The sequence below is a fragment of the Streptomyces sp. UF-297 genome, from assembly GCF_058245575.1.
This window is the reverse complement of sequence record NZ_JBSIBZ010000036.1, coordinates 23,710-48,579: the sequence shown is the minus strand read 5'-3', so window position 1 is coordinate 48,579 and position 24,870 is coordinate 23,710. Positions and strand designations below refer to the sequence as shown.

General features: G+C 72.1%; 18 protein-coding genes. 8 read left to right on the top strand and 10 right to left on the bottom strand.

Features of this window, described 5'->3' with window-relative positions; translation table 11 throughout:
• Window positions 1-130: 130 nt before the first annotated feature.
• The 6 genes from AC4IJH_RS21350 to AC4IJH_RS21325 all read left to right on the top strand — a co-directional run bounded on the left by AC4IJH_RS21350 (window position 131) and on the right by AC4IJH_RS21325 (window position 9,190).
• A complete protein-coding gene (locus AC4IJH_RS21350; RefSeq protein WP_490853398.1) occupies window positions 131-1,240 on the top strand; it encodes a substrate-binding domain-containing protein in 1,110 nt (369 codons plus the stop codon).
• A gap of 154 nt (window positions 1,241-1,394) precedes the next feature.
• Window positions 1,395-2,183, top strand: coding sequence for an ATP-binding cassette domain-containing protein (locus AC4IJH_RS21345; RefSeq protein WP_490853397.1), 789 nt, complete (start codon window positions 1,395-1,397; stop codon window positions 2,181-2,183).
• Complete coding sequence (locus AC4IJH_RS21340; protein ID WP_490853396.1) at window positions 2,180-3,490, top strand: sugar ABC transporter permease; 1,311 nt, start codon at window positions 2,180-2,182, stop codon at window positions 3,488-3,490. Before AC4IJH_RS21345 ends, AC4IJH_RS21340 begins: the two co-directional genes overlap by 4 nt.
• 430 nt (window positions 3,491-3,920) lie before the next feature.
• Entirely contained in the window at window positions 3,921-5,873 is a 1,953-nt protein-coding gene (gene dxs, locus AC4IJH_RS21335) for a 1-deoxy-D-xylulose-5-phosphate synthase (RefSeq protein WP_490853395.1), read from the top strand.
• Between the two features lie 260 nt (window positions 5,874-6,133).
• Window positions 6,134-7,624 (top strand): amino acid permease, encoded by a 1,491-nt coding sequence (locus AC4IJH_RS21330; RefSeq protein ID WP_490853394.1) that lies wholly within the window; start codon window positions 6,134-6,136, stop codon window positions 7,622-7,624.
• Window positions 7,625-7,699: 75 nt separating this feature from the next.
• On the top strand, window positions 7,700-9,190 hold the full coding sequence (locus AC4IJH_RS21325) for an ArnT family glycosyltransferase (RefSeq protein ID WP_490853393.1): 1,491 nt from the start codon (window positions 7,700-7,702) through the stop codon (window positions 9,188-9,190).
• 75 nt (window positions 9,191-9,265) lie between these two features.
• On the opposite strand, the gene AC4IJH_RS21320 is transcribed toward AC4IJH_RS21325, so the two are convergent.
• The 6 genes from AC4IJH_RS21320 to AC4IJH_RS21295 all read right to left on the bottom strand — a co-directional run bounded on the left by AC4IJH_RS21320 (window position 9,266) and on the right by AC4IJH_RS21295 (window position 16,991).
• Window positions 9,266-10,312, bottom strand: a complete 1,047-nt coding sequence (locus AC4IJH_RS21320; RefSeq protein ID WP_490853392.1) for an LCP family protein — start codon at window positions 10,310-10,312, stop codon at window positions 9,266-9,268.
• Window positions 10,313-10,510: 198 nt separating this feature from the next.
• A complete protein-coding gene (locus tag AC4IJH_RS21315) occupies window positions 10,511-12,640 on the bottom strand; it encodes a 3-hydroxyacyl-CoA dehydrogenase NAD-binding domain-containing protein (protein ID WP_490853391.1) in 2,130 nt (709 codons plus the stop codon).
• Complete coding sequence (locus AC4IJH_RS21310) at window positions 12,637-13,854, bottom strand: thiolase family protein (RefSeq protein WP_490853390.1); 1,218 nt, start codon at window positions 13,852-13,854, stop codon at window positions 12,637-12,639. Before AC4IJH_RS21310 ends, AC4IJH_RS21315 begins: the two co-directional genes overlap by 4 nt.
• 186 nt (window positions 13,855-14,040) lie before the next feature.
• Entirely contained in the window at window positions 14,041-15,315 is a 1,275-nt protein-coding gene (locus AC4IJH_RS21305) for a ribonuclease D (protein ID WP_490853389.1), read from the bottom strand.
• A gap of 77 nt (window positions 15,316-15,392) precedes the next feature.
• The gene (locus AC4IJH_RS21300) at window positions 15,393-16,055 is read right to left on the bottom strand and encodes a LuxR C-terminal-related transcriptional regulator (RefSeq protein WP_490853388.1); all 663 of its coding nucleotides are present in this window, start codon (window positions 16,053-16,055) and stop codon (window positions 15,393-15,395) included.
• Window positions 16,056-16,337: 282 nt separating this feature from the next.
• Window positions 16,338-16,991: a DUF3000 domain-containing protein gene (locus AC4IJH_RS21295; protein ID WP_490853387.1), complete on the bottom strand. Its 654-nt coding sequence runs from the start codon at window positions 16,989-16,991 to the stop codon at window positions 16,338-16,340.
• Between the two features lie 113 nt (window positions 16,992-17,104).
• Between AC4IJH_RS21295 and hemE the strand changes: the two genes are divergently transcribed.
• Window positions 17,105-18,172 (top strand): uroporphyrinogen decarboxylase, encoded by a 1,068-nt coding sequence (gene hemE, locus AC4IJH_RS21290; RefSeq protein WP_490853386.1) that lies wholly within the window; start codon window positions 17,105-17,107, stop codon window positions 18,170-18,172.
• Window positions 18,173-18,230: 58 nt separating this feature from the next.
• Here the strand turns inward: hemE and AC4IJH_RS21285 are convergent, their stop codons facing one another.
• The 4 genes from AC4IJH_RS21285 to AC4IJH_RS21270 form a co-directional block, all read right to left on the bottom strand.
• Complete coding sequence (locus tag AC4IJH_RS21285) at window positions 18,231-19,610, bottom strand: FAD-dependent oxidoreductase (protein WP_490853385.1); 1,380 nt, start codon at window positions 19,608-19,610, stop codon at window positions 18,231-18,233.
• 157 nt (window positions 19,611-19,767) lie between these two features.
• Window positions 19,768-20,943: a 4-hydroxybenzoate 3-monooxygenase gene (locus AC4IJH_RS21280; RefSeq protein WP_490853384.1), complete on the bottom strand. Its 1,176-nt coding sequence runs from the start codon at window positions 20,941-20,943 to the stop codon at window positions 19,768-19,770.
• Between the two features lie 2 nt (window positions 20,944-20,945).
• A complete protein-coding gene (locus tag AC4IJH_RS21275; RefSeq protein ID WP_490853383.1) occupies window positions 20,946-22,142 on the bottom strand; it encodes a thiolase family protein in 1,197 nt (398 codons plus the stop codon).
• 108 nt (window positions 22,143-22,250) lie between these two features.
• Window positions 22,251-23,291 (bottom strand): DUF4349 domain-containing protein, encoded by a 1,041-nt coding sequence (locus AC4IJH_RS21270; RefSeq protein WP_490853382.1) that lies wholly within the window; start codon window positions 23,289-23,291, stop codon window positions 22,251-22,253.
• Window positions 23,292-23,418: 127 nt separating this feature from the next.
• Between AC4IJH_RS21270 and hemG the strand changes: the two genes are divergently transcribed.
• Complete coding sequence (gene hemG / locus AC4IJH_RS21265) at window positions 23,419-24,870, top strand: protoporphyrinogen oxidase (protein ID WP_490853381.1); 1,452 nt, start codon at window positions 23,419-23,421, stop codon at window positions 24,868-24,870.

Here is a 24,870-nt window from a genome sequence, read left to right as displayed (position 1 = left end):
TTCACACAGCTAACGAATGGCACCGTTGTCATCTCGTTAAGTATTTACTCCTTGACGGTCTGCGAGCAGCCGAGTTGACTTCCAGCCACCTCGGCCGCAACGACGCGGCCTCGTCAGGGAGGTTTTCCAAGTGAACACGCACCTGCGTCGTGCAGCCGTGGCCGTGGCCGCCGCCTCGATGGCGGCCGGACTCGCCGCCTGTGGTTCCGCGAAGGAGGCCGGCGACAACGCCGGCGACAAGAAGGACAAGAAGGGCCCGCTGACCATCGGCCTGCTCCTGCCGGAGAACCAGACGGCGCGCTACGAACGGTTCGACAAGCAGCTGATCGAGAAGAAGATCAAGGAACTGGCGGGCCAGGACACCAAGATCCTCTACGACAACGCCAAGCAGGACGCCTCCGTCCAGCAGCAGCAGGTCGACACGATGATCACCAAGAAGGCCGACGCGCTGATCCTGGACGCCGTGGACGCCAAGTCCATAGCCAGCTCGGTGAAGAAGGCCAACGACAAGGGCATCCCCGTCGTCGCCTACGACCGCCTGGCCGAGGGCCCGATCAAGGCGTACACCTCCGTCGACAACGAGCGGGTCGGCAAGATCCAGGGGCAGTCGCTGCTCAAGGAGCTGGGCGGTGACGCCGCCAAGGGCCAGATCGTCATGATGAACGGGTCGGTCACCGACCCCAACGCCAAGATGTACAAGGACGGCGCGCACTCCGTACTCGACGGCAAGGTCAAGATCGGCCGCGAGTACGACACCAAGGAGTGGAAGCCGGAGAACGCCAACGAGAACATGAAGGGCGCCATCTCCTCGCTCGGCAAGGACCAGATCGTCGGCGTCTACTCCGCGAACGACGGCATGGCCGGCGGCATCATCACCGCCATGAAGGCCGCCGGATTCACCAAGCTCCCGCCGGTCACCGGCCAGGACGCCGAACTCTCCGCCGTCCAGCGCATTCTGTCCGACGAGCAGTTCATGAGCGTCTACAAGCCCTACAAGCCCGAGGCGGACGCCGCCGCGGAATTCGCCGTCGCCCTCGCGCAGGGCAAGAAGGCGGGCTCCGTCGGCAAGACCACCGTGGACAGCGGCAGCCAGAAGGACATCCCGGCGATCATCGTCGACCCCTTCGCACTGACCAAGGCGGACATCGCCAAGTACGTCAACAAGGAAGGCTTCTTCACCACCGCCGAGATCTGCACCGCCAAGTACAAGGCGGAGTGCGACAAGGCCGGTCTGAAGTAAGCCACCTGCGATTCCCGTCCGCCCAACACCGATTCGCTGTACGGGAATTGACATTCCCCGCAAGAATTGCGTCCGGCGCCCGCGCCATGGCCCACCCCGCCCCCGGCGGACGGCGCCGGACGGTACATCGCCCGCCGGTCAGGCGGCGAAGGAGATGATTCACGTGTCCGCTACGCCCGTGCTGGCGTTGCGCGGAATCTCCAAGCGGTTCGGCGCCGTTCAGGCGCTCACCGACGTAGAGCTGGAGATCCACCCCGGTGAGGTGGTCGCCCTGGTCGGCGACAACGGCGCCGGCAAGTCCACCCTGGTCAAGGCGATCGCGGGCGTCGGCCCCGCCGACGACGGCGTCATCGAGTGGGAGGGCAGGCCGGTCGGTGTCGACCGGCCGCACGCCGCCCAGGAGCTGGGCATCGCGACCGTCTACCAGGACCTCGCGCTGTGCGACAACCTCGATGTCGTCGGCAACCTCTTCCTCGGTCGCGAGATCATCCGCGCCGGGGTGCTGGACGAGGTCGAAATGGAGCGCCGGGCAAGGGAGTTGCTGGCCACGCTCGCCATCCGTATCCCCAGCGTGCGCATCCCCATCGCCTCGCTCTCCGGCGGGCAGCGGCAGACCGTCGCCATCGCCCGCTCGCTGCTGGGCGAGCCCAAGGTCGTCATCCTGGACGAGCCCACCGCGGCGCTCGGCGTCGAGCAGACCGCGCAGGTCCTCGACCTCGTCGAGCGGCTGCGCGAGCGCGGCCTGGGTGTCATCCTCATCAGCCACAACATGGCCGACGTCAAGGCGGTCGCCGACCGCGTCGCGGTCCTGCGGCTGGGCCGTAACAACGGCACCTTCGACGTGCGCACCACGTCCCAGGAAGAGATCATCTCCGCCATCACCGGCGCCACGGACAACGCCGTGACCCGCCGCAAGGCGCGCACCGGGGAGGGCCGGCAGTGACCACCAACACCCCCAGGGCCCCGCGCGGCGACGAGCCGTCCGGGCAGCCGGGCACCCTTGAGGCGGCCCCCGCGGCACAGGGCGCCGTGACCGCCGTCGACCCGCGCCTGCTGGTACGCCAGCAGGGCTTCAAGGGCTACCTGCAGGAGTTCCGGCGCAAGCTGCGCAGCGGCGAGCTGGGCTCGCTGCCGGTGGTCGTCGGCCTGATCGTCATCGCCATCGTCTTCCAGCTGCGCGACGCGGCCTTCCTGGGCGCGGAGAACCTCTCCAACCTCTTCGTCACCAGCGCCGGTACGGGCCTGATCGCGGTCGGGATCGTCTTCGTCCTCATCCTGGGCGAGATCGACCTGTCCGTCGGGTCGGTCAGCGGCCTGGCCGCGGCGGCCTTCGCCGTACTCAACATCAACAACGGTGTGCCGGAGTGGCCCGCGCTCATCCTGGCGCTGCTGACCGGCACCGTCGCCGGTGCGATCCACGGCTTCTTCTTCGCCCGCATAGGCGTCCCGGCCTTCGTCGTCACCCTGGCCGGGCTGCTGGGCTGGAACGGCCTGATGCTGCAGATCCTGGGCTCCAACGGCACCATCAACCTGGACGACTCCGGCCTGGTCGCGCACCTGACCAACTACTACTTCAGCGATGTGGCCGCCGCCTACGGGCTCGCCACCGTCGCCGTCGTCGTCTTCTTCGGGCTGTCCTTCCTGGACTCCCGGCGGCGCGAGGCGGCGGGCGTGCCCAGCCGCCCGCTCAGCGAGATCGTGCTGCGCACGGTCGTGCTGGCCGTGCCCGCCTTCCTGGTGGCCTGGCTCTTCAACCAGTACAAGGGCCTGCCGCTGGCCGTGGTGATCTTCCTGGCGGTGGTGGTCGCGCTGGACTTCGTGCTGCGCCGCACCTCCTACGGCCGCAAGATCTTCGCGCTGGGCGGCAGCGTGGAGGCGGCCCGCCGCGCGGGCATCAACGTCTCCCTCGTCCGTATCTCGGTCTTCGCGCTCTCCGGCACGATGGCCGCCGTGGGCGGCATGTTCCTGGCCTCGCAGATCAACGCCGCCAACCAGTCCTCCGGCGCCGGCAGCCTCCTGATGAACGCCATCGCGGCGGCCGTCATCGGCGGTACGAGCCTGTTCGGTGGCCGCGGCAAGACCTGGTCCGCGCTGCTGGGCGTCCTGGTCATCCAGTCCATCGCCTCGGGCATGGCCCTGCTCGGCATCGCCTCCGCCGTCCAGTACATGATCACCGGCGCGGTCCTGCTGGCGGCCGTGGTCATCGACTCCGTCTCACGCCGCACACAGAAGACGGCGGGCCGCGCCTAGCGACCCAAAGGGGCGCGGGGAACTGCGCGACCAGCCACGATGTGCCTGCAGACGGCACAGCGCGCCGCGGCGGCGGGACCGAGTTCCCCCGCCGCGGCGGTGTGCCGCCCCGCGGCCGGGCCCGCCGCACCGACGGGAAGCGCACCGCTGTACGGCAGGCGCACGGCGGTCCGGCGGCGGGGCTGACGGGATCGAGCCGACCCCGCTCGCGGGTGCGGAACCGACCGGGGGGTCGGGGAGCGGGGCTCACCGGGGGCGATGGCAGGGGAGGGGGCGCCGGGGCGGGTGGGTCGGCCGTGGGCGAGGGCGTACGACGGCCATCTGTGTGACTTACATCGCACAACCCGACCGACGTCGCCGCAGGCGGAACATTAGACTCGACAGATCGGCAAGCTCGAACCAGCTCGACAGCGAAAGCAAGGAGGCACGGGTGGCGCTGCTGACCCGTATCAGGGGACCGCGCGATCTGGACCGGCTCGGCCCGGAGCAGCTTGCGCAGCTCGCCGGGGAGATCCGCACCTTCCTCGTCGACGCCGTCTCCAAGACCGGCGGACACCTCGGCCCGAACCTCGGCGTGGTCGAGCTGACCATCGCCCTGCACCGCGTCTTCGACTCGCCCAAGGACAAGGTCCTCTTCGACACCGGGCACCAGGCCTACGTCCACAAGCTGCTCACCGGCCGCCAGGACTTCGGCAAGCTGCGCTCCAAGGGCGGCCTGTCCGGCTACCCCTCGCGCGCCGAGTCCGAGCACGACGTGATCGAGAACTCCCACGCCTCCACCGTCCTGGGCTGGGCCGACGGCCTGGCCAAGGCCAACCAGGTGCGCGGCAAGTCCGACCACGTCGTCGCGGTCATCGGTGACGGCGCGCTGACCGGCGGCATGGCCTGGGAGGCGCTGAACAACATCGCCGTGGCCAAGGACCGCCCGCTGGTCATCGTGGTCAACGACAACGAGCGCTCCTACGCGCCGACCATCGGCGGCCTGGCCAACCACCTCGCCACGCTCCGTACCACCGACGGCTACGAGCGCTTCCTGGCCCGCGGCAAGGACCTGCTGGAGCGCACCCCGGTCGTCGGCAAGCCGCTGTACGAGACCCTGCACGGCGCCAAGAAGGGCCTGAAGGACTTCATCGCCCCGCAGGGCATGTTCGAGGACCTGGGCCTGAAGTACCTCGGCCCCATCGACGGCCACGACACCGAGGCCCTGGAGTCCGCGCTGCAGCGCGCCAAGCGCTTCGGCGGCCCGGTCATCGTGCACTGCCTGACGGAGAAGGGCCGCGGCTACCGCCCGGCCGAGCAGGACGAGGCCGACCGCTTCCACGGCATCGGCGTCATCCACCCCGACACCGGCCTGCCGGTGGCCTCCGGCGGCGCCAGCTGGACCTCCGTCTTCGGCGAGGAAATGGTCAAGCTCGGCCACGAGCGCAAGGACATCGTCGCCATCACGGCCGCGATGCTCCAGCCGGTGGGCCTGGGCAAGTTCGCCAAGGAGTTCCCCGACCGGGTCTACGACGTCGGCATCGCCGAGCAGCACGCCGCCGTATCGGCGGCGGGCCTGGCCACCGGCGGTCTGCACCCCGTTTTCGCGGTCTACGCCACCTTCCTCAACCGCGCCTTCGACCAGGTCCTGATGGACGTCGCGCTGCACAAGTGCGGCGTCACCTTCGTCCTGGACCGCGCGGGCGTCACCGGCGACGACGGCGCCTCGCACAACGGCATGTGGGACATGTCCCTGCTCCAGGTAGTCCCCGGCCTGCGGATCGCCGCCCCGCGCGACGCCGACCAGGTGCGCGCCCAGCTGCGCGAGGCCGTCCAGGTCAAGGACGCCCCGACCGTGGTGCGCTACTCCAAGGGCAAGGTCGGCCCGGCCGTCGAGGCCATCGGCAGGGTCGGCGGCATGGACGTGCTGCGCCGCCCCGACGACAGCGTCCAGCGGCCCGACGTCCTGCTGGTCTCCGTGGGTGCGCTGGCCCCCATGTGCCTGGAGATCGCCGACCTCCTGGACAAGCAGGGCATCTCCACCACCGTCGTGGACCCGCGCTGGGTCAAGCCGGTCGACGAGGCGCTGCCGGGCCTGGCCGCCGAGCACCGCGTGGTGGTCACCGTCGAGGACAACAGCCGCTCCGGCGGCGTGGGTTCGGCCGTCGCGCAGGCGCTGCGCGACGCCGGGGTCGACCTCCCGCTGCGCGACTTCGGCATCCCCGAGCGCTTCTTGGACCACGCCTCCCGCAAGGAGGTCATGGCCGAGATCGGGCTGACCGCGCCGGACATCGCCCGCCAGGTCACGGGGCTGGTCTCCAAGATCGACGGCCGTTACGAGGACACGGACGACGCGGCCGCGGCGGACAGCGAGAAGGCCACGGCCGACGCCGCGCGCGACTGACCCTCCGCACCTCGCAGGACCCGCAGGATCTCAAGGGCCGGCCCCTTCCGGAGCACATCCGCAAGGGGCCGGCCCTTTCGCGTACCCGGTGCCCGAACCCGTACGGGTGGCTGCCGCGGCCCGCGCGCATACGCCGCCCGCCGCCCCATCGGGTGAATCCCCACCAGCCGTGGCCGCGCTGCCCGGCGGGCATACCAACCATTGCGGAAACTCGGTCAGTTCATCAGTCGTACCGGTCCACCCCAGGCGGAGGTTCGCCCATGAGCAGTACGCAGCAGGTCCCAGGCCGTGGCAGCGGCGTCTTCCGTACCAAATCGGTGGAGCAGTCCATCCAGGACACCGAGGAGCCGGAGCACGCGCTCAAGAAATCGCTGTCGGTGCTGGATCTGACCGTGTTCGGGGTCGGTGTCGTCATCGGCACCGGCATCTTCGTGCTCACCGGAAAGATCGCCAAGGAGACCGCGGGCCCCGCGGTCGCGCTCTCCTTCGTCGTCGCGGGCGCCGTGTGCGCGCTGGCCGCGCTGTGTTACGCGGAGTTCGCCTCCACCGTCCCGGTCGCCGGGTCCGCGTACACCTTCTCCTACGCCTCCCTGGGCGAACTCCCCGCCTGGATCATCGGCTGGGACCTCATCCTGGAGCTGGCGCTGGGCTGCGCGGTGGTCGCGGTCGGCTGGTCCGGCTATATCCGCTCGCTGTTGGACACCGCGGGCTGGCATCTGCCGCAGGAGCTGTCCGGGCCCAGCCACGGCGAGTTCGGTTTCGACCTGCTGGCCTGTGTGCTGGTGCTCGTGCTGACCGGCATCCTGGTGGCCGGGATGAAGCTGTCCTCACGGGTGACGGCGGTGGTGGTCGCGGTGAAGGTCACCGTCGTCCTGCTGGTCATCATCGTCGGCGCCTTCTTCATCAAGGGCGACAACTACGACCCGTTCGTCCCGCCGTCCCAGGCCTCCGAGGCGAGCAACGGCCTGGCGGCGCCGCTGTCCCAGCTGATGTTCGGCTTCACGCCCAGCGACTTCGGGGTGATGGGCATCTTCGCCGCGGCCGCCGTGGTCTTCTTCGCCTTCATCGGCTTCGACATCGTGGCCACCGCCGCCGAGGAGACCCACAACCCGCAGCGGGACGTGCCGCGCGGCATCCTCGGCTCGCTGCTCATCTGCACGGTGCTCTACGTCGCGGTCTCGATCGTGGTCACCGGCATGCAGAAGTACACCCAGCTGACGGTGGACGCCCCGCTCGCCGACGCCTTCAAGGCGGTCGGCCACCCCTTCTGGGCCGGGCTGATCAGCTTCGGCGCGGCCGTCGGCCTGACCTCGGTGTGCATGATCCTGCTGCTCGGGCAGAGCCGGGTGTTCTTCGCGATGAGCCGGGACGGGCTGCTGCCCAAGGTCTTCTCCACCGTCCACCCGCGGTTCGGTACGCCCTACCGCTCCACGATCGCGCTCGGCGTAGTCGTGGCGATCGTCGCGGGCTTCACCTCGATCGACGTCCTGGCCGAACTGGTCAACATCGGCACGCTGTTCGCCTTCGTCGTCGTCGCCCTCGGCGTGATCATTCTGCGCCGCACCCGCCCCGACCTGCCGCGCGCCTTCCGCACCCCGCTGGTCCCGCTGGTGCCCGTACTGTCCGTGCTGGCCTCGCTGTGGCTGATGCTCAACCTGCCCGCCGAGACCTGGCTGCGGTTCGGCGCGTGGATGGCCCTCGGCTTCGTCATCTACTTCCTCTACGGCCGCTCCCACAGCCGTATGCGCTGACCTCGTCCTCACCCCGGTTCCAAGGCCCCGTATGTCGTGCCTTAACCAGGCATACGGGGCCCTAAGTTGAGCACCATGCCCGGCCCCCTCGCCCCCACCGCCCCCTTTCGCCCGCGGCCCGAGGCGCTCCGGTCCTGTTCCCGCCCGCCGTTCTGGCCACGACTCCTCCCGCTGCTCGCCGGGCTCGCGCTGCTGACCCGACTGCCCTCCTTCACCCAGCCGTTGTGGAACCCGGACGAGGGCTTCCTCGCCACCCAGGCCCGGATACTGGCCGACGGCGGCGTCCTGTACGAGACGGTCGTGGACCGCAAACCCCCGCTGCTGCCCTGGCTCTACCAGGCCTGTTTCGCCCTCTTCGGTGACCAATCCCTGTGGCCCGTACGAGTGTTGGCGATGCTCGCGCAGTTGACGACCGCGCTGCTGCTGGCCTCGCTCGCCCGCCGCCGCTGGGGCGACGCAGCCGGGCGCGCCGCCGCCGTCCTGTACCTCCTGGTCTCCATCGGACTGAACCCGCAGGACGCCCAGGCCGCGATCTTCGAGGTCTTCATGCTGCCGGCCACCGTCGCCGCCGTGTGGTGCGCGGACCGCGGACGCTGGCTGGGCGCGGGCCTGTCCGTGGCCGCCGCCCTGCTCACCAAGCAGACCGGGGGAGCGGCCCTGCTCCCCGTCCTGTGCCTGCTCCTGCGGTACGCGCCGGAGCGCCAGGACACCGCACGCCCTCCCCGCTCCCGCGCCGCCGCCCGCCTGGCCGCGGGCCTCGCGCTTCCCCTCCTGGCGGCGGCACTGGTCACCTCGCCGGGACGGCTGCTGTTCTGGACGGTCACCGGCTCCGGCGCGTACGCCTCGGTGGACGGCTCCGTCCTGCTGGCCGCGGGCCGCGCCGCCGCCAACGCGGGCCTGCTGAGCGCCTCCTGCGCCGGTCTGCTGCTGCCGCTGCTGCGCCGCCGCCCCACCGGCTGCCCCGAGCTGTGGCTGTGGCTGGCCGCCTCCGCCCTCGCGGTGACCACCGGCTTCCACTTCTTCGGCCACTACTACCTGCAGCTCATGCCGCCCCTGGCGCTGCTCGCCGCCGCCGCGCTGGCCCGCCTGCCGCGCCACGCCCGCCGTCCCGCGTACACCCTGTGTGCCCTGTCCTGCGCGGCCTTCCTGGCCTGGGGATTCACCGCCCGCCCCGCCGAACTCGCGCACACCGCACGGGTGGTGGCGGCCGTGCGCGAGCGGACCGGCCCCGCCGACCGCGTCCTGATCTGGGGCATACACCCCGAGCAGTACTGGCTCGCCGACCGCACCCCCGCCAGCCGTTTCCTCACCGCCGGCCTGCTCACCAACTACAGCGGCGGCCGCGGCCCGGCCCGCGTCGGCGCCCGCCACGCCGTCCCCGGCTCCTGGCCCGCCTTCCGCCGCGAACTCTCCACCGCACCCCCGCCGTTGATCGTCGACGACTCCCGCGACAAGCCCTACCCGCCCCACCGCATGCCCGCGCTCCGCGCACTTCTGGAGGCGCGCTACGAGCGCCTGGGCACTGCGGACGGAGCCGTGCTGTACGAGCTGCGCCAGGCGCGCTGACCACCGGGGCACTTCCCGGAAACGCCGCCGGCCCGGCGCGCTGGGCGCCCCGGGCCGACAGCAGGGGAGGAGCGATCAGCCGCCGTGCGCGGGCGACTTCTTCGCCGCGGCGGGTACGGGCCGGTCGGCCCGCAGCGCCGTCCACAGGTCATCCGCCTGGGGCTGGGCCGCCACCACGCGGTTGGGGTCGGCCTTGTCGTACTGGACCGGCAGCATCAGGGTCTCCATCGAGCCGGTGTCCAGGTCCTTGAGGCTCTTGGCGAAGTCGGCGAGCGAGGTGAGCGAGCCCAGCCCGGAGTCGGTGGTGATCGCCTTGGTCGCCGCGTCCGCGATCTTGTAGAGGCGGGCCGGGCTGTCCAGCACCTTCTGCTGCTTGATCTCGGTCAGCAGCGCCAGGATGAACTTCTGCTGGAGCCCGATGCGGCCCAGGTCGCTGCCGTCACCGATGCCGTGCCGGGTGCGGACGAACGCCAGGGACCGGGTGCCGTCCAGCTTGTGGCTGCCGGCGTCCAGGTCCAGGCCGCTCTCCTTGTCGCGGATCGGCCGGTCGACGGTGACGGTGACCCCGCCCAGCGCGTCGACCAGGTCCTTGAAGCCGGCGAAGTCCATCTCGACGTAGTGGTCCATGCGGATGCCGGACATCTTCTCCACCGTCTTGACCACACAGGCCGGACCGCCGGTGGTGTAGACGGAGTTGAACATCACGCGGTTCGCCGACGGCAGGGCCTTGCCCTTGGCCGTCGTGCACTGGGGGCGGGTGACCAGGGTGTCGCGCGGGATGCTCACCGCGGTCGCCCGCTTGCGGCCCTCGGGGATGTGGATCACCATCGCGGTGTCGGAGCGGGCCGTGCCGCCCGTGTCACCGCCGGCCAGGTCCTTGTTGGAGCCCGAGCGCGAGTCGGAGCCCAGCACGAGGATGTCCTGCGAGCCGTTGTCGAGGTTCGCGGGGCGGTCCTTGCCCAGCGCCGCGTCGATGTCGACGCTGCTGAGGTTGTTGTTCAGGTGCGCGTAGGCCCAGTACCCGAGCCCGCCGCCGACCACGATCACACCGGCGAGGGTCCAGCACACTGCCCGGCGGACCCGCTGTGCGCGCGTCCGCTGCTTGCGTTCGTTGCGATTCATCGTGTGTGCATCCTCCTGGGCGCTCCCGTCGAGCACCGCTGTGAAGGGGGATGCGTTCCGGGCCGTACGGGATCAGGGCCGAAAGTCCTGCGCTCCATGGCCCAAAGGCCCGCTCGCGGCCGGCGGAACGCGACCGCCCCGGCACCACCGCTGTCGACAGCGGCAGTACCGGGGCGGCGACGTCCCGTCGGATCAGGGCTACGCGGGCACGCTGGCCACGCCCTGCGCCAGGAACTTCTTCCCGTTGACGCGCTCGGAGACGCCCGCGCGGTCCAGGTACGGCGTGATGCCGCCCAGGTGGAAGGGCCAGCCCGCGCCGGTGATCAGGCACAGGTCGATGTCCTGGGCCTCGGCGACGACACCCTCGTCCAGCATCAGGCCGATCTCCTGCGCCACCGCGTCCAGGACGCGCTCGCGCACCTGCTCCTCGGTCAGGACGGCGTCGCCCTGCTGGAGGAGCGCGGCGACCTCGGGGTCCAGCTCCGGCTTGCCGGAGTCGTACACGTAGAAGCCGCGCTTGCCCGCCTTGACGACGGCGGCGAGGTTGGGGGAGACGGTGAAGCGGTCGGGGAAGGCGCCGTGCAGCGTCTCGGAGACGTGCAGACCGATCGCCGGGCCCACCAGCTCCAGCAGCACCAGCGGCGACATCGGCAGCCCGAGCGGCTCGACGGCCTTCTCGGCGACCTCGACCGGGGTGCCCTCGTCGATGACGTTCTGGATCTCGCCCATGAAGCGGGTCAGGATGCGGTTGACCACGAACGCCGGGGCGTCCTTGACCAGCACGGCCGTCTTCTTCAGCTTCTTGGCGACACCGAAGGCGGTGGCCAGCGAGGCGTCGTCGGTCTTCTCCGCCCGCACGATCTCCAGCAGCGGCAGGATCGCGACGGGGTTGAAGAAATGGAAGCCCACGACCCGCTCGGGGTGCTTGAGCTTGGAGGCCATCTCGGTGACCGACAGCGAGGAGGTGTTGGTGGCGAGGATGGCGTGCTCGGGCACGACCGCCTCGACCTCGGCGAACACCTGCTGCTTGACGCCCATCTCCTCGAAGACGGCCTCGATGACGAAGTCCGCGTCGCCGAAGGCGGTGGCCTTGTCCAGGTGGCCGCTCACCAGACCCTTGAGGCGGTTGGCCTTGTCCTGGTTGACGCGGCCCTTGAGCAGCAGCTTGTCGATCTCGCCGTGGACGTACTCGACGCCCTTGTCGATCCGGGCCTGGTCGATGTCGGTGAGGACCACCGGCACCTCCAGGCGGCGCGCGAACAGCAGCGCCAGCTGCGAGGCCATCAGCCCGGCGCCGACCACGCCCACCTTGGTGACGGGGCGCGCGAGCGACTTGTCCGGGGCGCCGGCCGGGCGCTTGGCTCGCTTCTGCACCAGGTTGAACGAGTAGATCCCGGCGCGCAGTTCGCCACCCATGATCAGGTCCGCGAGGGCCTGGTCCTCGGCGTCGAAGCCCTGGCGCAGGTCGCCGTTCTTGGCCGCGGCGATGATGTCGAGGGCGCGGTACGCGGCCGGGGCCGCACCGTGCACCTTGCCGTCGGCGATCGCCTTGCCGCGCGCCACGGCCTGGTCCCAGGCCTCACCGCGGTCGACCTCGGCCCGTACGACCTCGGTCTCGCCCTTGAGGACGGAGGCGGTCCAGATCAGCGACTGCTCCAGGAAGTCCGCACCCTCGAACAGGGCGTCGGCGATGCCGAGTTCGAAGACCTGCTGGCCCTTGAGCTGCTTGTTCTGGTTGAGCGAGTTCTCGATGATGACCGAGACCGCGCGGTCCGCGCCGATCAGGTTCGGCAGCAGGACGCAGCCGCCCCAGCCCGGCACCAGGCCGAGGAAGACCTCGGGCAGCGAGAAGGCGGGCAGCGCCTTGGAGACGGTGCGGTAGGTGCAGTGCAGACCGACCTCGACGCCGCCGCCCATCGCCGCGCCGTTGTAGTACGCGAAGGTCGGTACGGCCAGCGAGGACAGCCGCTTGAAGACGTCGTGGCCGCCCTTGCCGATGGCCAGCGCGTCCTCGTGCTTCTTCAGCAGCTCGACGCCCTTGAGGTCGGCGCCGACCGCGAAGATGAACGGCTTGCCGGTGACACCGACACCGACGATGCCGCCCTCCGCGGCCTCCTTCTCCACCTGGTCGATCGCGGCGTTCAGGTTCGCCAGCGACTGCGGTCCGAAGGTGGTCGGCTTGGTGTGGTCCAGGCCGTTGTCCAGCGTGATGAGCGCGAACTTGCCCGCGCCGCCCGGCAGGTCGAGGTGGCGTACGTGCGCCTGCGTGACGACCTCGTCCGGGAACAGCTCGGCCGCACCCTTCAACAGCTCAGTGGTAGTAGTCACTTGTTCCCCTCGAAGTGCGGGTTCTCCCAGATAACGGTGCCGCCCATGCCGAAGCCGACGCACATGGTGGTGATGCCGTAGCGGACCTCGGGCTGCTCCTCGAACTGCCGGGCCAGCTGCGTCATCAGGCGCACGCCCGAGGACGCCAGGGGGTGACCGAAGGCGATCGCGCCGCCGTACTGGTTCACCCGCGGGTCGTCGTCGGCGATGCCGTAGTGGTCCAGCAGCGACAGGACCTGGACGGCGAAGGCCTCGTTGATCTCGAACAGGCCGATGTCGTCGATGGTCAGCCCGGCCTGGCGCAGCGCCTTCTCGGTGGCCGGCACCGGGCCGATGCCCATGACCTCCGGCTCCACGCCCGCGAAGGAGTACGCCACCAGGCGCATCTTGACCGGCAGGCCCAGCTCGCGCGCCACGTCCTCGGCGGCCAGCAGCGAGGCGGTCGCGCCGTCGTTCAGGCCCGCGGCGTTACCGGCGGTGACCCGGCCGTGCGGACGGAAGGGGGTCTTCAGGGACGCCAGGTTCTCCAGCGTCGTCCCCGGCCGCATCGGCTCGTCGGCGGTGGCCAGGCCCCAGCCGATCTCGCCGGCCTCGGGGCTGGTGCGGCGCACCGAGATCGGCACCAGGTCCTGCTGGATCTTGCCGTTGGCGTAGGCCTTGGCGGCCTTCTCCTGGCTGCGCACCGCGTACTCGTCCGCGCGCTGCTTGGTGATGTGCGGCAGGCGGTCGTGCAGGTTCTCCGCCGTCATGCCCATGAACAGGGCGGACTCGTCGACCAGCTTCTCCGAGACGAAGCGCGGGTTGGGGTCCACGCCCTCGCCCATGGGGTGGCGGCCCATGTGCTCGACACCGCCGGCGACCACTACGTCGTACGCACCGAAGGAAATCGACCCCGCGGTGCTGGTCACGGCCGTCATCGCGCCCGCGCACATACGGTCGATGGAGTAGCCGGGGACGCTCTGCGGCAGTCCGGCCAGAATGCCGGCCGTGCGCCCCAGCGTCAGGCCCTGGTCGCCGATCTGCGTCGTGGCGGCGATGGCGACCTCGTCGATACGGGCCGGGTCCAGGTCGGGGTTCCGGCGCAGCAGCTCCCGGATGCACTTGACGACCAGGTCATCGGCGCGGGTCTCGTGGTAGATGCCCTTCGGGCCCGCCTTGCCGAACGGGGTGCGGACGCCGTCGACGAAGACGACGTCCCTAGCGGTACGAGGCACGTTGGCTCTCCTCCAGGTGCGGGATGGCACGTTGCTGCGCGCGGGCATACCGGATACGGCTTCGCCGTGGCGCGGGCTCACCGTCATGCTACTTGCGGGTAACCATGCTGCCCACCCCTGTCGGCGGGAGCGGCGAAGGTCACACTCCGTATCGGGCCCCCGTACGCGAAAGTCCTCGGGCGCCGATCAGGCGGACGCCTCCCGCAGCGCCTCCTGGAGGAGAGGCGCCACCAGCTCGATCTGCCAGGCGCGCGCCCCGTGGCCCGCCAGCGCCTCGGCGACGGCGGTCTCGGTCGCCTCGGCGGGCGGCTCCCAGCACACCCGCCGCACGGTGTCGGGGGTGATCAGGTTCTCCTGCGGCAGGTTGAGGTTCTCGGCGAGCGAGGTCACCGAGGCCCGCGCGGCGGAGAGCCGGGCCGCGGCGACGGGGTCCTTGTCGGCCCAGGAGCGGGGCGGCGGCGGCCCGTTGAGCGGCTGGCCCGGCTGCGGCAGTTCGGCCTCCGGCAGCGCGCGGGCGCGGTCGATCGCCGCCTGCCACTGCTCCAGCTGCCGTCGGCCCATCCGGTGCCCGTAGCCCGGCAGGGCCGCCAGGGCGTGGGAGTTGGGAGGCATGTTCAGCGCCGCCTCGACGATCGCGGCATCGCCCAGCACCTTGCCCGGGGAGACATCGCGCTTCTGCGCGACCTTGTCCCGGGCCGTCCACAGTTCCCGTACCACCGCCATCTGGCGCCGCCGGCGCACCTTGTGCATGCCGGAGGTGCGGCGCCAGGGGTCCTTGCGCGGCGGAGCGGGGGGAGCGGAGGCGATGGCGGCGAACTCCTGCCGCGCCCACTCCAGCTTCCCCTGCCGCTCCAGCTCCTCCTCCAGCGCGTCGCGCAGGTCCACCAGCAGCTCCACGTCCAGTGCCGCATAGCGCAGCCAGGGCTCGGGGAGCGGGCGGGTGGACCAGTCGACGGCGGAGTGCCCCTTCTCCAGCGCGTAGCCGAGGACGTTCTCGACCATCGCGCCCAGCCCGACCCGCGGGAAGCCCGCGAGCCGTCCGGCCAGCTCGGTGTCGAAGAGCCGGGAGGGGAGCATGCCTATGTCGCGCAGGCACGGCAGATCCTGGGTGGCGGCGTGCAGCACCCACTCGGTGCCGCCGATCGCCTCGCCCAGCGCGCTGAGGTCGGGGCAGGCCACCGGGTCGATCAGTACGCTGCCCGCGCCCTCGCGGCGCAGCTGTACGAGATAGGCACGCTGTCCGTAGCGGTACCCGGAGGCCCGCTCGGCGTCCACGGCCACGGGGCCACTGCCGGCGGCAAATGCGGCCACGACCTGGGCCAGGCCCTCTTCGGTGGCCGTCACCGGCGGAATGCCCTCGCGCGGTTCCAGTAGGGGGACCGGCGCCGGGCGGGTGTCCGGAGGGGACTCTCCGGAGGTTCGCAGTGTCGAGTCTTCTGCGGTCTTTTGGGCGTCGGTCACCAGTCAAGGGTATCTGTGTATGCACGGCGCCCGTCGAGGGAACGTTCCCTCGACGGGCGCGACGGTTTTGTTAAGGGTCAGTGGATGATGCCGGTACGCAGCGCCACGGCGACCATCCCGGCCCGGTCACCGGTGCCCAGCTTGCGGGCGATGCGGGCGAGGTGGCTCTTGACGGTCAGCGCCGACAGGCCCATCGAGACGCCGATGGCCTTGTTGGACTGCCCCTCGGCGACCAGCCGCAGCACCTCCACCTCGCGGCCCGAGAGCTCGCGGTAGCCACCGGGGTGCCCGGGGGCGCCCGGCGGGCGGCGGTGCATACGGGCCGCGCCCGCGCCGATGGGCGCGGCGCCGGGGCGGCCCGGGACTCCGAGGTTGGTACGGGTGCCGGTGACGACATATCCCTTGACGCCGCCCGCGAGGGCGTTGCGCACGGCGCCGATGTCGTCGGCCGCGGACAGGGCCAGGCCGTTGGGCCAGCCCGCGGCCCGGGTCTCGGACAGGAGGGTCAGACCGGAGCCATCGGGAAGGTGGACGTCGGCAACGCAGATGTCGCGCGGGTTGCCGACTCGTGGGCGGGCCTCCGCGATCGACGACGCCTCGATCACGTCCCGTACTCCAAGTGCCCACAGGTGGCGGGTGACGGTGGAGCGGACGCGAGGGTCGGCCACGACGACCATGGCCGTCGGCTTGTTCGGGCGGTAGGCGACCAGGCTCGAAGGTTGCTCGAGGAGAACAGACACCGGGCCTCCTGGGGGGAGTGGCGGGACGGAAGTCGACTCTCAGGGGTGAGCCGGAGTGATCCGTGTTTGAAGGGTCACAGACCTCTTCGGCAGCAAACCGGCCCGACTTTAGAGTTTGATCACGATTTAGTTAGGTTCAATTCCGGCAAATCGGACAGTTGATCGGAGGGAGGTGTCCCGCGGCCCTCCGGACCCGGTGCCGCACACCGTACGCGCCGCCGCCGTAGCGCCGCGCCGACCGTCCCTGCCGCCGCCCGCGGGGCCCGCCGCCCCGACGGACCGTCAGCGCGCCTGCGGGCCCCGCCGCTGCGGCAGCGGTACGACACCGCCGCGCGGCGCGTCCAGCGACAGCGGCGGCAGCCCGGCCACCTGGCACAGCAGATCGCACCAGGCCGACAGGTGCGCCGCGACATCCGGCACCCCGCCCGGGCCCTCGGCCGGCGTCCAGGACGCCCGGATCTCGATCTGGGTCGCCGGTTCGCGGTCCGCCAGCGCGCCGAAGTAGTGCGAGCCGGCGCGCGTGACCGTACCGCTCGGTTCGCCGTAGCGCACCGCGCGTGCCGCCAGCGCGCCCGTCAGCCACGACCAGGACACCTCCGGCAGCAGCGGATCGGCGCCCATCTCCGGCTCCAGCTCGGCGCGCGCCAGCGTCACCATGCGGAAGGTGCCCTGCCAGGCGTCGTGCCCGGCCGGGTCGTACAGCAGCACCAGCCGTCCGTCGGCGAGATCGGTGTCCTCCCCGTCGGGCCCCTCGGCCCGCTCGACGACCGCCGCCTCCAGCGCGTACGCGTACGGCGCCAGCCGTTTGGGCGCCGGCGTCGGATCGATCTCGATCTCGGGCCGCAGTCGTGCCGCGCGGAGCGCCTCGACCGCCTGACGGAAGGGGATCGGGGTCTCGTCCGCGCTGTCCGCGAGGTGTTCGTGAGCCGCAGCCATGCCCGGAAGATTAGGCGGAAGTGACCCCGCATCCGGGGAGGACACCCGGTGCGCGCGTCGCCCATTTGGAGCTAAGCGCCGAAGCCCTTCGCGCGCGTGCGAAGATTCTGGGCGTGAGTGCCAACGACAGCCCCTCGGGCCAGCAGCAGACCGGTACGTACGACTCGGCCTTCCTCAAGGCGTGCCGGCGCGAGCCGGTGCCGCACACGCCCGTGTGGTTCATGCGCCAGGCCGGGCGCTCACTGCCCGAGTACCGCAAGGTCCGCGAGGGCATCGCGATGCTGGACTCCTGCATGATGCCCGAGCTGGTCACCGAGATCACGCTGCAGCCGGTACGCCGCCACAAGGTGGACGCCGCCATCTACTTCAGCGACATCGTCGTCCCGCTCAAGGCCATCGGCATCGACCTGGACATCAAGCCCGGCGTCGGACCGGTCGTGGACAAGCCCATCCGCAGCCGCGCGGACCTGGAGCGGCTGCGCGCCCTGGACCCCGAGGACGTCCCGTACGTCACCGAGGCCATCCGGATGCTGGTGCGCGAGCTGGGCCCCACCCCGCTCATCGGGTTCGCGGGCGCGCCCTTCACCCTCGCCAGCTACCTCGTCGAGGGCGGCCCGTCGCGCAACCACGAGCACACCAAGGCGCTCATGTACGGCGACCCGCGGCTGTGGGCCGACCTGCTGGACCGGCTCGCCGACATCACCGCGGCCTTCCTGAAGGTGCAGATCGAGGCCGGCGCGAGCGCCGTGCAGCTCTTCGACTCCTGGGTCGGCGCGCTGGCCCCGGCCGACTACCGCCGCTCGGTGATGCCCGCATCCACCAAGGTCTTCAAGGCGGTTGAGCACTACGGCGTGCCGCGGATCCACTTCGGCGTGGGCACCGGCGAGCTGCTGGGGCTGATGGGCGAGGCGGGCGCGGACGTCGTCGGCGTCGACTGGCGCGTACCGCTCGACGAGGCGCAGCGCCGGGTCGGCGCGGGCAAGGCGCTCCAGGGCAACATCGACCCCGCCGTCCTCTTCGCCCCGCGCGAGGCCGTGCAGACCAAGGCCCGCGAGGTCCTGGACGCGGCCGCGGGCCTGGAGGGCCACATCTTCAACCTCGGCCACGGCGTGCTGCCCAACACCGAGCCGGAGGCGCTGACCCGCCTGGTGGAGTACGTCCACGAGCAGACCGCTCGCTGAGCGCCCCCTGGAGCGGGCGGGGCCGCCGACCTGGCCCCGCCCGCGAGCCGGGGGTGGCTCAGACGCCCGCGGCGCGCACCGCGGAGGTCGCCTTGCGGGCGGCCACCAGCACCGGGTCCCACACGGGGGAGAACGGCGGGGCGTAGCCCAGGTCCAGGGCCGTCATCTGCTCGACGGTCATGCCCGCCGTCAGCGCGACCGCCGCGATGTCCACGCGCTTGCCCGCGCCCTCGCGGCCGACGATCTGCACCCCCAGCAGCCGCCCCGTGCGCCGCTCGGCCAGCATCTTGACGTGCATCGGGCGCGAGCCGGGGATGTAGCCCGCGCGGCTGGAGGACTCGATGGTGACGGTGACGAAGCGCAGGCCGACCTCGGTGGCCTGCTTCTCCAGCAGTCCGGTGCGGGCGATCTCCAGGTCGCAGACCTTGGAGACCGCGGTGCCCACCACGCCCGGGAAGGTGGCGTAGCCGCCGCCCGCGTTGGCCCCGATGACCTGGCCGTGCTTGTTGGCGTGGGTGCCCAGCGCGATGTGCCGGGTGCGGCCCGAGACCAGGTCCAGCACCTCGACGCAGTCCCCGCCCGCCCAGATGTTCTCGTGGCCGCGCACCCGCATGCCCAGGTCGGTCAGCAGCCCGCCCGAGGTGCCCAGCGGCAGGCCCGCCTCGCGCGCCAGGCCCGTCTCGGGCCGTACCCCCATGCCCAGGACGACGACGTCCGCCTCGTACTCCTCGTCCTCGGTGGCCACCGCGCACGCCCGGCCCGAGGCATCGGTGAGGATCTTCGTGACGGTCGCGCCGCGCACCGTCTCGATGCCCAGGCCGCACATCGCCTGGTGCACCAGCTTGCCCATGTCCGGGTCCAGGGTGGACATCGGCTGCTCACCGGCGTCCAGGACGGTGACCTCGTAGCCGCGGCGCACCAGCGCCTCGGCCATCTCCACGCCGATGTAGCCCGCGCCCACCACCACGGCCCGGCGGCCGGAGGAGTGGGCGAGGGTGTCCAGCAGCGCCTCGCCGTCGTCCAGGGTCTGCACGCCGTGCACGCCCGGCGCGTCGATGCCGGGCAGCGGGGGGCGGATGGGCCGGGCGCCGGTGGCGATCACGAGCTTGTCGAAGCCCGTCCAGGACGAGGTGCCGCCGTTCTCCAGGTCGCGGGTGCGCACCCGGCCGCCGTCCAGGTCGAGTTCGGTGACCTCGGTGCGCATCCGCAGGTCGATGTCGCGGGCGCGGTGCTCCTCGGGCGTACGGGCGATCAGCTCGTCCGGGCCCGCGACCTCGCCGCCGATCCAGTAGGGGATACCGCAGGCGGAGTAGGAGGTGTGATGGCTGCGCTCGAAGGCGACGATCTGAAGCTCCTCGGGCTTCTTGAGCCTGCGGGCCTGGGACGCGGCGGCCATACCCGCCGCGTCACCCCCGATGATCACCAGTCGCTCGGCCACGGCACGCCATCCCTTCGCTGCACTGACTGTCTGTGCTGTTCGCGTGGTGCGTACGCCTGTGCGCACCTACGACACACGCTACGGCGCCGGGCCGCGGACGTGGCCTCCACGGGCCGGGACGGCACAGACAGTGTCACAACGGATCGCCGCACGGCCGCTAGCGGGACAGCGGCAGGCCCGTGTAGTTGCGGGCGAACTCCTCTGCCGCCGCCGGGGATTCGGCCAGCCGCTGCAGCCGGGCCAGCTGTACGCGCTGCTCGAAGGCGTCCTCGGCGGTGTGCAGCATCAGTGTCATGTCGTAGGAGAAGCGCTCGGCCTGCCAGACGCGGCGCAGGCAGAGATCGGAGTACGCCTCCAACGCGGCCGAGGAGCCGGTGCGCCGCCATTCGGCGATGGCGCGGGCCATCAGGACGACGTCGCCGAGGGCGAGGTTGAGGCCCTTGGCGCCGGTCGGCGGCACGATGTGCGCGGCGTCCCCGGCCAGCAGCAGACGCCCGTACCGCATCGGCTCGATGACCTGCGAGCGCATCGGCGTGACGGATTTGGCGGTGAGGGGGCCGCGGCGCAGCGTCCAGCCGTCGTCGGTGCCCAGCCGCAGCGCCAGCTCGTCCCAGACGCGCTCGTCGGGCCAGTCGGCGGGGTCGGTGCCGTTGGGGACCTGGAGGTAGAGGCGGGAGACGGCGGGCGAGCGCATGCTGTGCAGGGCGAAGCCCCGCTCGTGCCGGGCGTAGACCAACTCCCGGCAGGAGGGCGGGACATCGGCCAGGACGCCCAGCCAGGAGAAGGGGTAGTCGCGCTCGTACAGGGTGTGGCCGCCGGCGGGCAGGGCGCGCCGGGCGACGCCGAAGGAGCCGTCGCAGCCCGCCACGATGTCGCACTCCAGCACCTGCTCGCGGCCCCGGTGGCGATAGCGCACGCCCGGCCGGTCGGAGTCGGGCTTCTCGATCGCGAGGGCCTCCGCCTCGAACAACAGCGGCCCGCCGTCGGCCAGTTGGAGCGCGATCAGGTCCTTGACGATCTCGGTCTGGGCGTAGATCGTCACGCGTCGGCCGCCGGTCAGGGAGGGGAAGCCGATACGGTGCCCGCGCCCCTCGAAGCGCAGCTCCACCCCCTCGTGCACCAGACCCTCGCGCTCCAGCCGCTCTCCCGCCCCGCTCTCCCGCAGGATGTCCACGGTGCCCTGCTCCAGCATCCCGGCCCGCTGGCGCCGCTCGGCGTACGCCCGGTCCCTGGCCTCCAGGACGACGCTGTCGATGCCCTGCCGGTGCAGCAGCCTGGCCAGCAGCAGCCCCGCGGGGCCGCCGCCGACGATCCCCACGCAGGTGCGCGGCACTCCTAGCGCTCCAGGACGAGCGCGAGGCCCTGCCCGACCCCGATGCACAGGGCCGCCAGGCCCGTACCGGAACCGGCCGCCTTGAGCTGGTGGGCCACCGCGCCCGCGAGCCGGGCGCCGGACGCACCCAGCGGGTGGCCGATGGCGATGGCGCCGCCGCGCGGGTTGACCACCGAGGGGTCCAGCTCGGGCCAGGCGCCCAGGCAGCCCAGCGCCTGCGCGGCGAAGGCCTCGTTCAGCTCGGCCACCGCCAGCTCGCCGAAGCCGCGCCCGGCCTTCTCCAGCGCCCGCCTGACCGCCTCCACCGGCCCCAGCCCGAAGAACTGCGGCTCGATGCCCGTCACCGCGCTCGCGCCGATCCGCGCCAGCGGCTCCCGCCCGGTGGCCCGCAGCCCCTCCTCGTCGCACAGCAGCAGGGCGGCGGCGCCGTCGTTGAGCGGGGAGGAGTTCCCGGCCGTGACCGTGCCGCCGCGCTCGCGGAAGACCGGCCTGAGCTTGCCCAGCGCCTGCAGCGAGGAGTTCTCCCGGATCGTTTCGTCTCGCGCCAGGTCCACGCCGTCGACCGGCACCACCTCGGCGTCGTACGCGCCCTCCCGCCAGGCCCGCGCCGCCTTTTGATGGCTCGCCAGCGCGAAGACGTCCTGCTGCTCGCGGGTGATGGAGTGCCGCTCCGCGATCAGCTCGGCGCCCTCGCCGAGCGCGACCGTCCACTGCGGCGGCATCGCGGGGTTGACCATCCGCCAGCCCAGCGTCGTGGAGAACAGCTCCTGATGGCCGGTGGGGAAGGCCCGTTCGGGCTTCTGCAGCACATAGGGCGCGCGGCTCATCGACTCCACCCCGCCCGCCAGCGCCACATGGGCATCGCCCAGGGCGATGGCACGGGCGGCCTGCAGGACGGCCTCCAGGCCCGAACCGCACAGGCGGTTGACGGTCACGCCGGGCACCGTGGCGGGGAGCCCCGCCAGCAGCACGGCCATCCGCGCCACATTCCGGTTGTCCTCGCCCGCCGCGTTGGCGTCGCCGAAATAGACATCGTCGATACGGGCCGGATCGAGCGCGGGCGTGCGGTCCACCAGGGCCTTGACCACCTGCGCGGCCAGGTCGTCGGGGCGGACCCCGGCCAGGGCGCCGCCGTATTTGCCGACCGGAGTCCGTACGGCATCGACGACGTACACATCGCGCACACGCTGCTCGCTCATCAGGCCCTGTCCTCGCTGTCCCGGGTCGCCCCACGGCACACCGCCGCGCGACCGCCGCTGGAAGATCGGCTGCTTCGGCCCCGAGTCTTTGCCCGCTCCCCCCGCCTGTCAACGGTCCGTCCGGCCCTCCTCCCGCGCCGGTCCGTTCCGCTTCGGGGCCGGTACGGGGGCCGCGCCGTCCGCCGTCCGCAGGCGACGCCACGGCAGCCGCGCCCGTACGAGCCGGGTGCGCACCAGCCACCACAGCGCGTAGAGCACCGCGGCGGCCGCCGCGAACGGCAGCACCGCGCCGACGGCCACCAGCACCCACCGCACCGTCGTGGTGAAGGCGTCCCAGCCCCCGGTCAGCGCCTCGGTGAACGACGTCCCGTCGTCGTCCTTCGTCTGCTTCTTCGCGGCCGGGGTGTCCGGCTCGCTCAGCACCAGCGTGATCGTGGCCATCCCCGTGCGCTCCTTGAGCGAGGCCAGCCGTGCCTGAAGGGACTCCAAGTCCGCCTGCCGGGTGCTCAGTTCGGACTCCAGGGCCACCACGTCACTGATCGAGGACGCCCGGTCCATCAGCTCCCGCACCCGCGCCACGCTCTGCTTCTGCGAGCGGATACGGCTGTCGACGTCCACCACCTCGTCGGTGACGTCCTTCGCCGAGACCTGGCGCCCCTTGAGCGTGCCCAGCTTCGACAGCCGCTCCAGCACCGCGTCGTAGTCCTGCGGCGGCACCCGCAGCACCACCCGCGAGCGCTCGTCGCCCTCGGCGTCCCGGTCGGTGCTCTCGTCGCCGACGTACCCGCCCGCCCCCTCCGCCGCCGTACGGGCCTTGGCCAGCGCGCCCGGCACGTCCTTGGTCTCGACGGTGACCGTGGCCGTCCGCACGATCTGCGACGGCGCGAGCCTGACCGGCCGCGAGGCGGACCCGCCGTCCTGCTTGCCGCCCTCGCCCGGCCGCTGCGGCTTGCCGGGCGCCGGGGCCGCGCCGCCCGCTCCGGGCGCCTTGTCGGGCGCCGCGACGCCCTTATCGGCCCGTTTCCCGTCCGCGTTCCCACCGCTGTCCCCGCTGCACCCGGCGACCACCAGTGAGGCCGCCAGCAGCACCCCGGCCGCCGTCCCCGCCCTGTGTGCCGCGCGCCCGTTTCCCCGCCTGGTCCGCTGCATCGTCGACCCCTGAAGTGGTGTGAAGTTGTTGCCCGTTCGACGGGGCGCGAGGGGGTGGGGGTTGCGGCCCGTGGGTCCCGATGCGGTCACGGTCAGGACTCCGAGCGGACTCTGAGAGAGTGGGGACATGAGCAACGCGCACGCCAGTACGGGCACAGCCACAGGTCATGTCGTCGTGATCGGCGGAGGGATCTCCGGTCTGGCGGCCGCCCACCGATTGCTCGGCGGCGGGGCGCGGGTGACCGTACTGGAAGCCACCGGACGGCTCGGCGGCAAGCTGCGCGCGGGCGACATCGCGGGCGTACCGGTCGACCTCGGCGCCGAATCGATGCTGGCCAGAAGGCCGGAGGCGGTCGAGCTCGCACGCGCGGTGGGACTGGGCGAGCGCCTCCAGCCGCCCGCCACGGCCACCGCGTCGCTGTGGACGCGCGGCGCGCTGCGCCCCATGCCCAAGGGCCATCTCATGGGCGTCCCCGGCGACCTGGGCCCGCTCGCGGCCTCCGGCGTCCTCTCGCAGGAGGGCCTGGAGCGTATCGGCGAGGACGCGACGCTGGCGCGGGTGGAGGTCGGCGAGGACGTGGCGGTGGGCGAGTACGTCGCCGCCCGCCTGGGCCGCGAGGTCGTCGACCGGCTCGTGGAGCCGCTGCTGGGCGGCGTGTACGCGGGCGACGCCTACCGCATCTCGATGCGCGCCGCCGTCCCCCAGCTCTTCGAGGCCGCCCGCGCCGAACGCTCCCTGATCGAGGGCGTACGGGCGATCCAGGCGCGCGCCGCCGCCCGCCCGCAGGCCGAGGGGCCCGTCTTCATGGGCATCGACGGCGGCGTCGGGCAGCTGCCGCTCGCGGTCGCCGAAGCGGTACGGGCCGCGGGCGCCACGATCCGCACCCGCACCCCCGTACGCGGCCTAGAGCGCACCGCGCAGGGCTGGCGGATCGCCGTGGACGGACCCGGCGGAGCCGGGGCGATCGAGGCGGACGCGGTGGTGCTGGCGGCCCCCGCGCCCGTCGCGTCCGCGCTGCTGGCCTCCCACGCCCCGGCCGCGGCAGCCGAGCTGGCCGGCGTCGAGTACGCCTCGATGGCCCTGGTCACCATGGCCTTTCGCCGCTCGGAGGTCGAGCAGGTGCTCAGCGGCAGCGGCTTCCTCGTACCCCCCGTGGACGGCCACCGGATCAAGGCGTCCACCTTCGCCAGCCGCAAGTGGGGCTGGATCGCCGACGCCGACCCGGACGTGTTCGTGCTGCGCACCTCCGTCGGGCGCTACGGGGACGAGGCCGACCTGCGGCGCGAGGACGCCGACCTGGTCGCGCTCTCCCTCGCCGACCTCGGCGAAGCGGTGGGCCTGGGCGCCCGCCCCGTCGCCTCCACCGTCACCCGCTGGGACGCCGGACTGCCGCAGTACCCGGTCGGACACCTGGAGCGGGTGGCCCGTATCCGCAAGGACGTCGCGGGCCTCGGCGGCCTGCGGGTGTGCGGCGCGGTCTACGGCGGCGTGGGCATCCCCGCCTGCATCGCCGACGCCCACGGCGCCGCCGACGCCGTGCTGGCCACCCTGGCGCAGGCCGCCGGGGCGGGCGAGTGA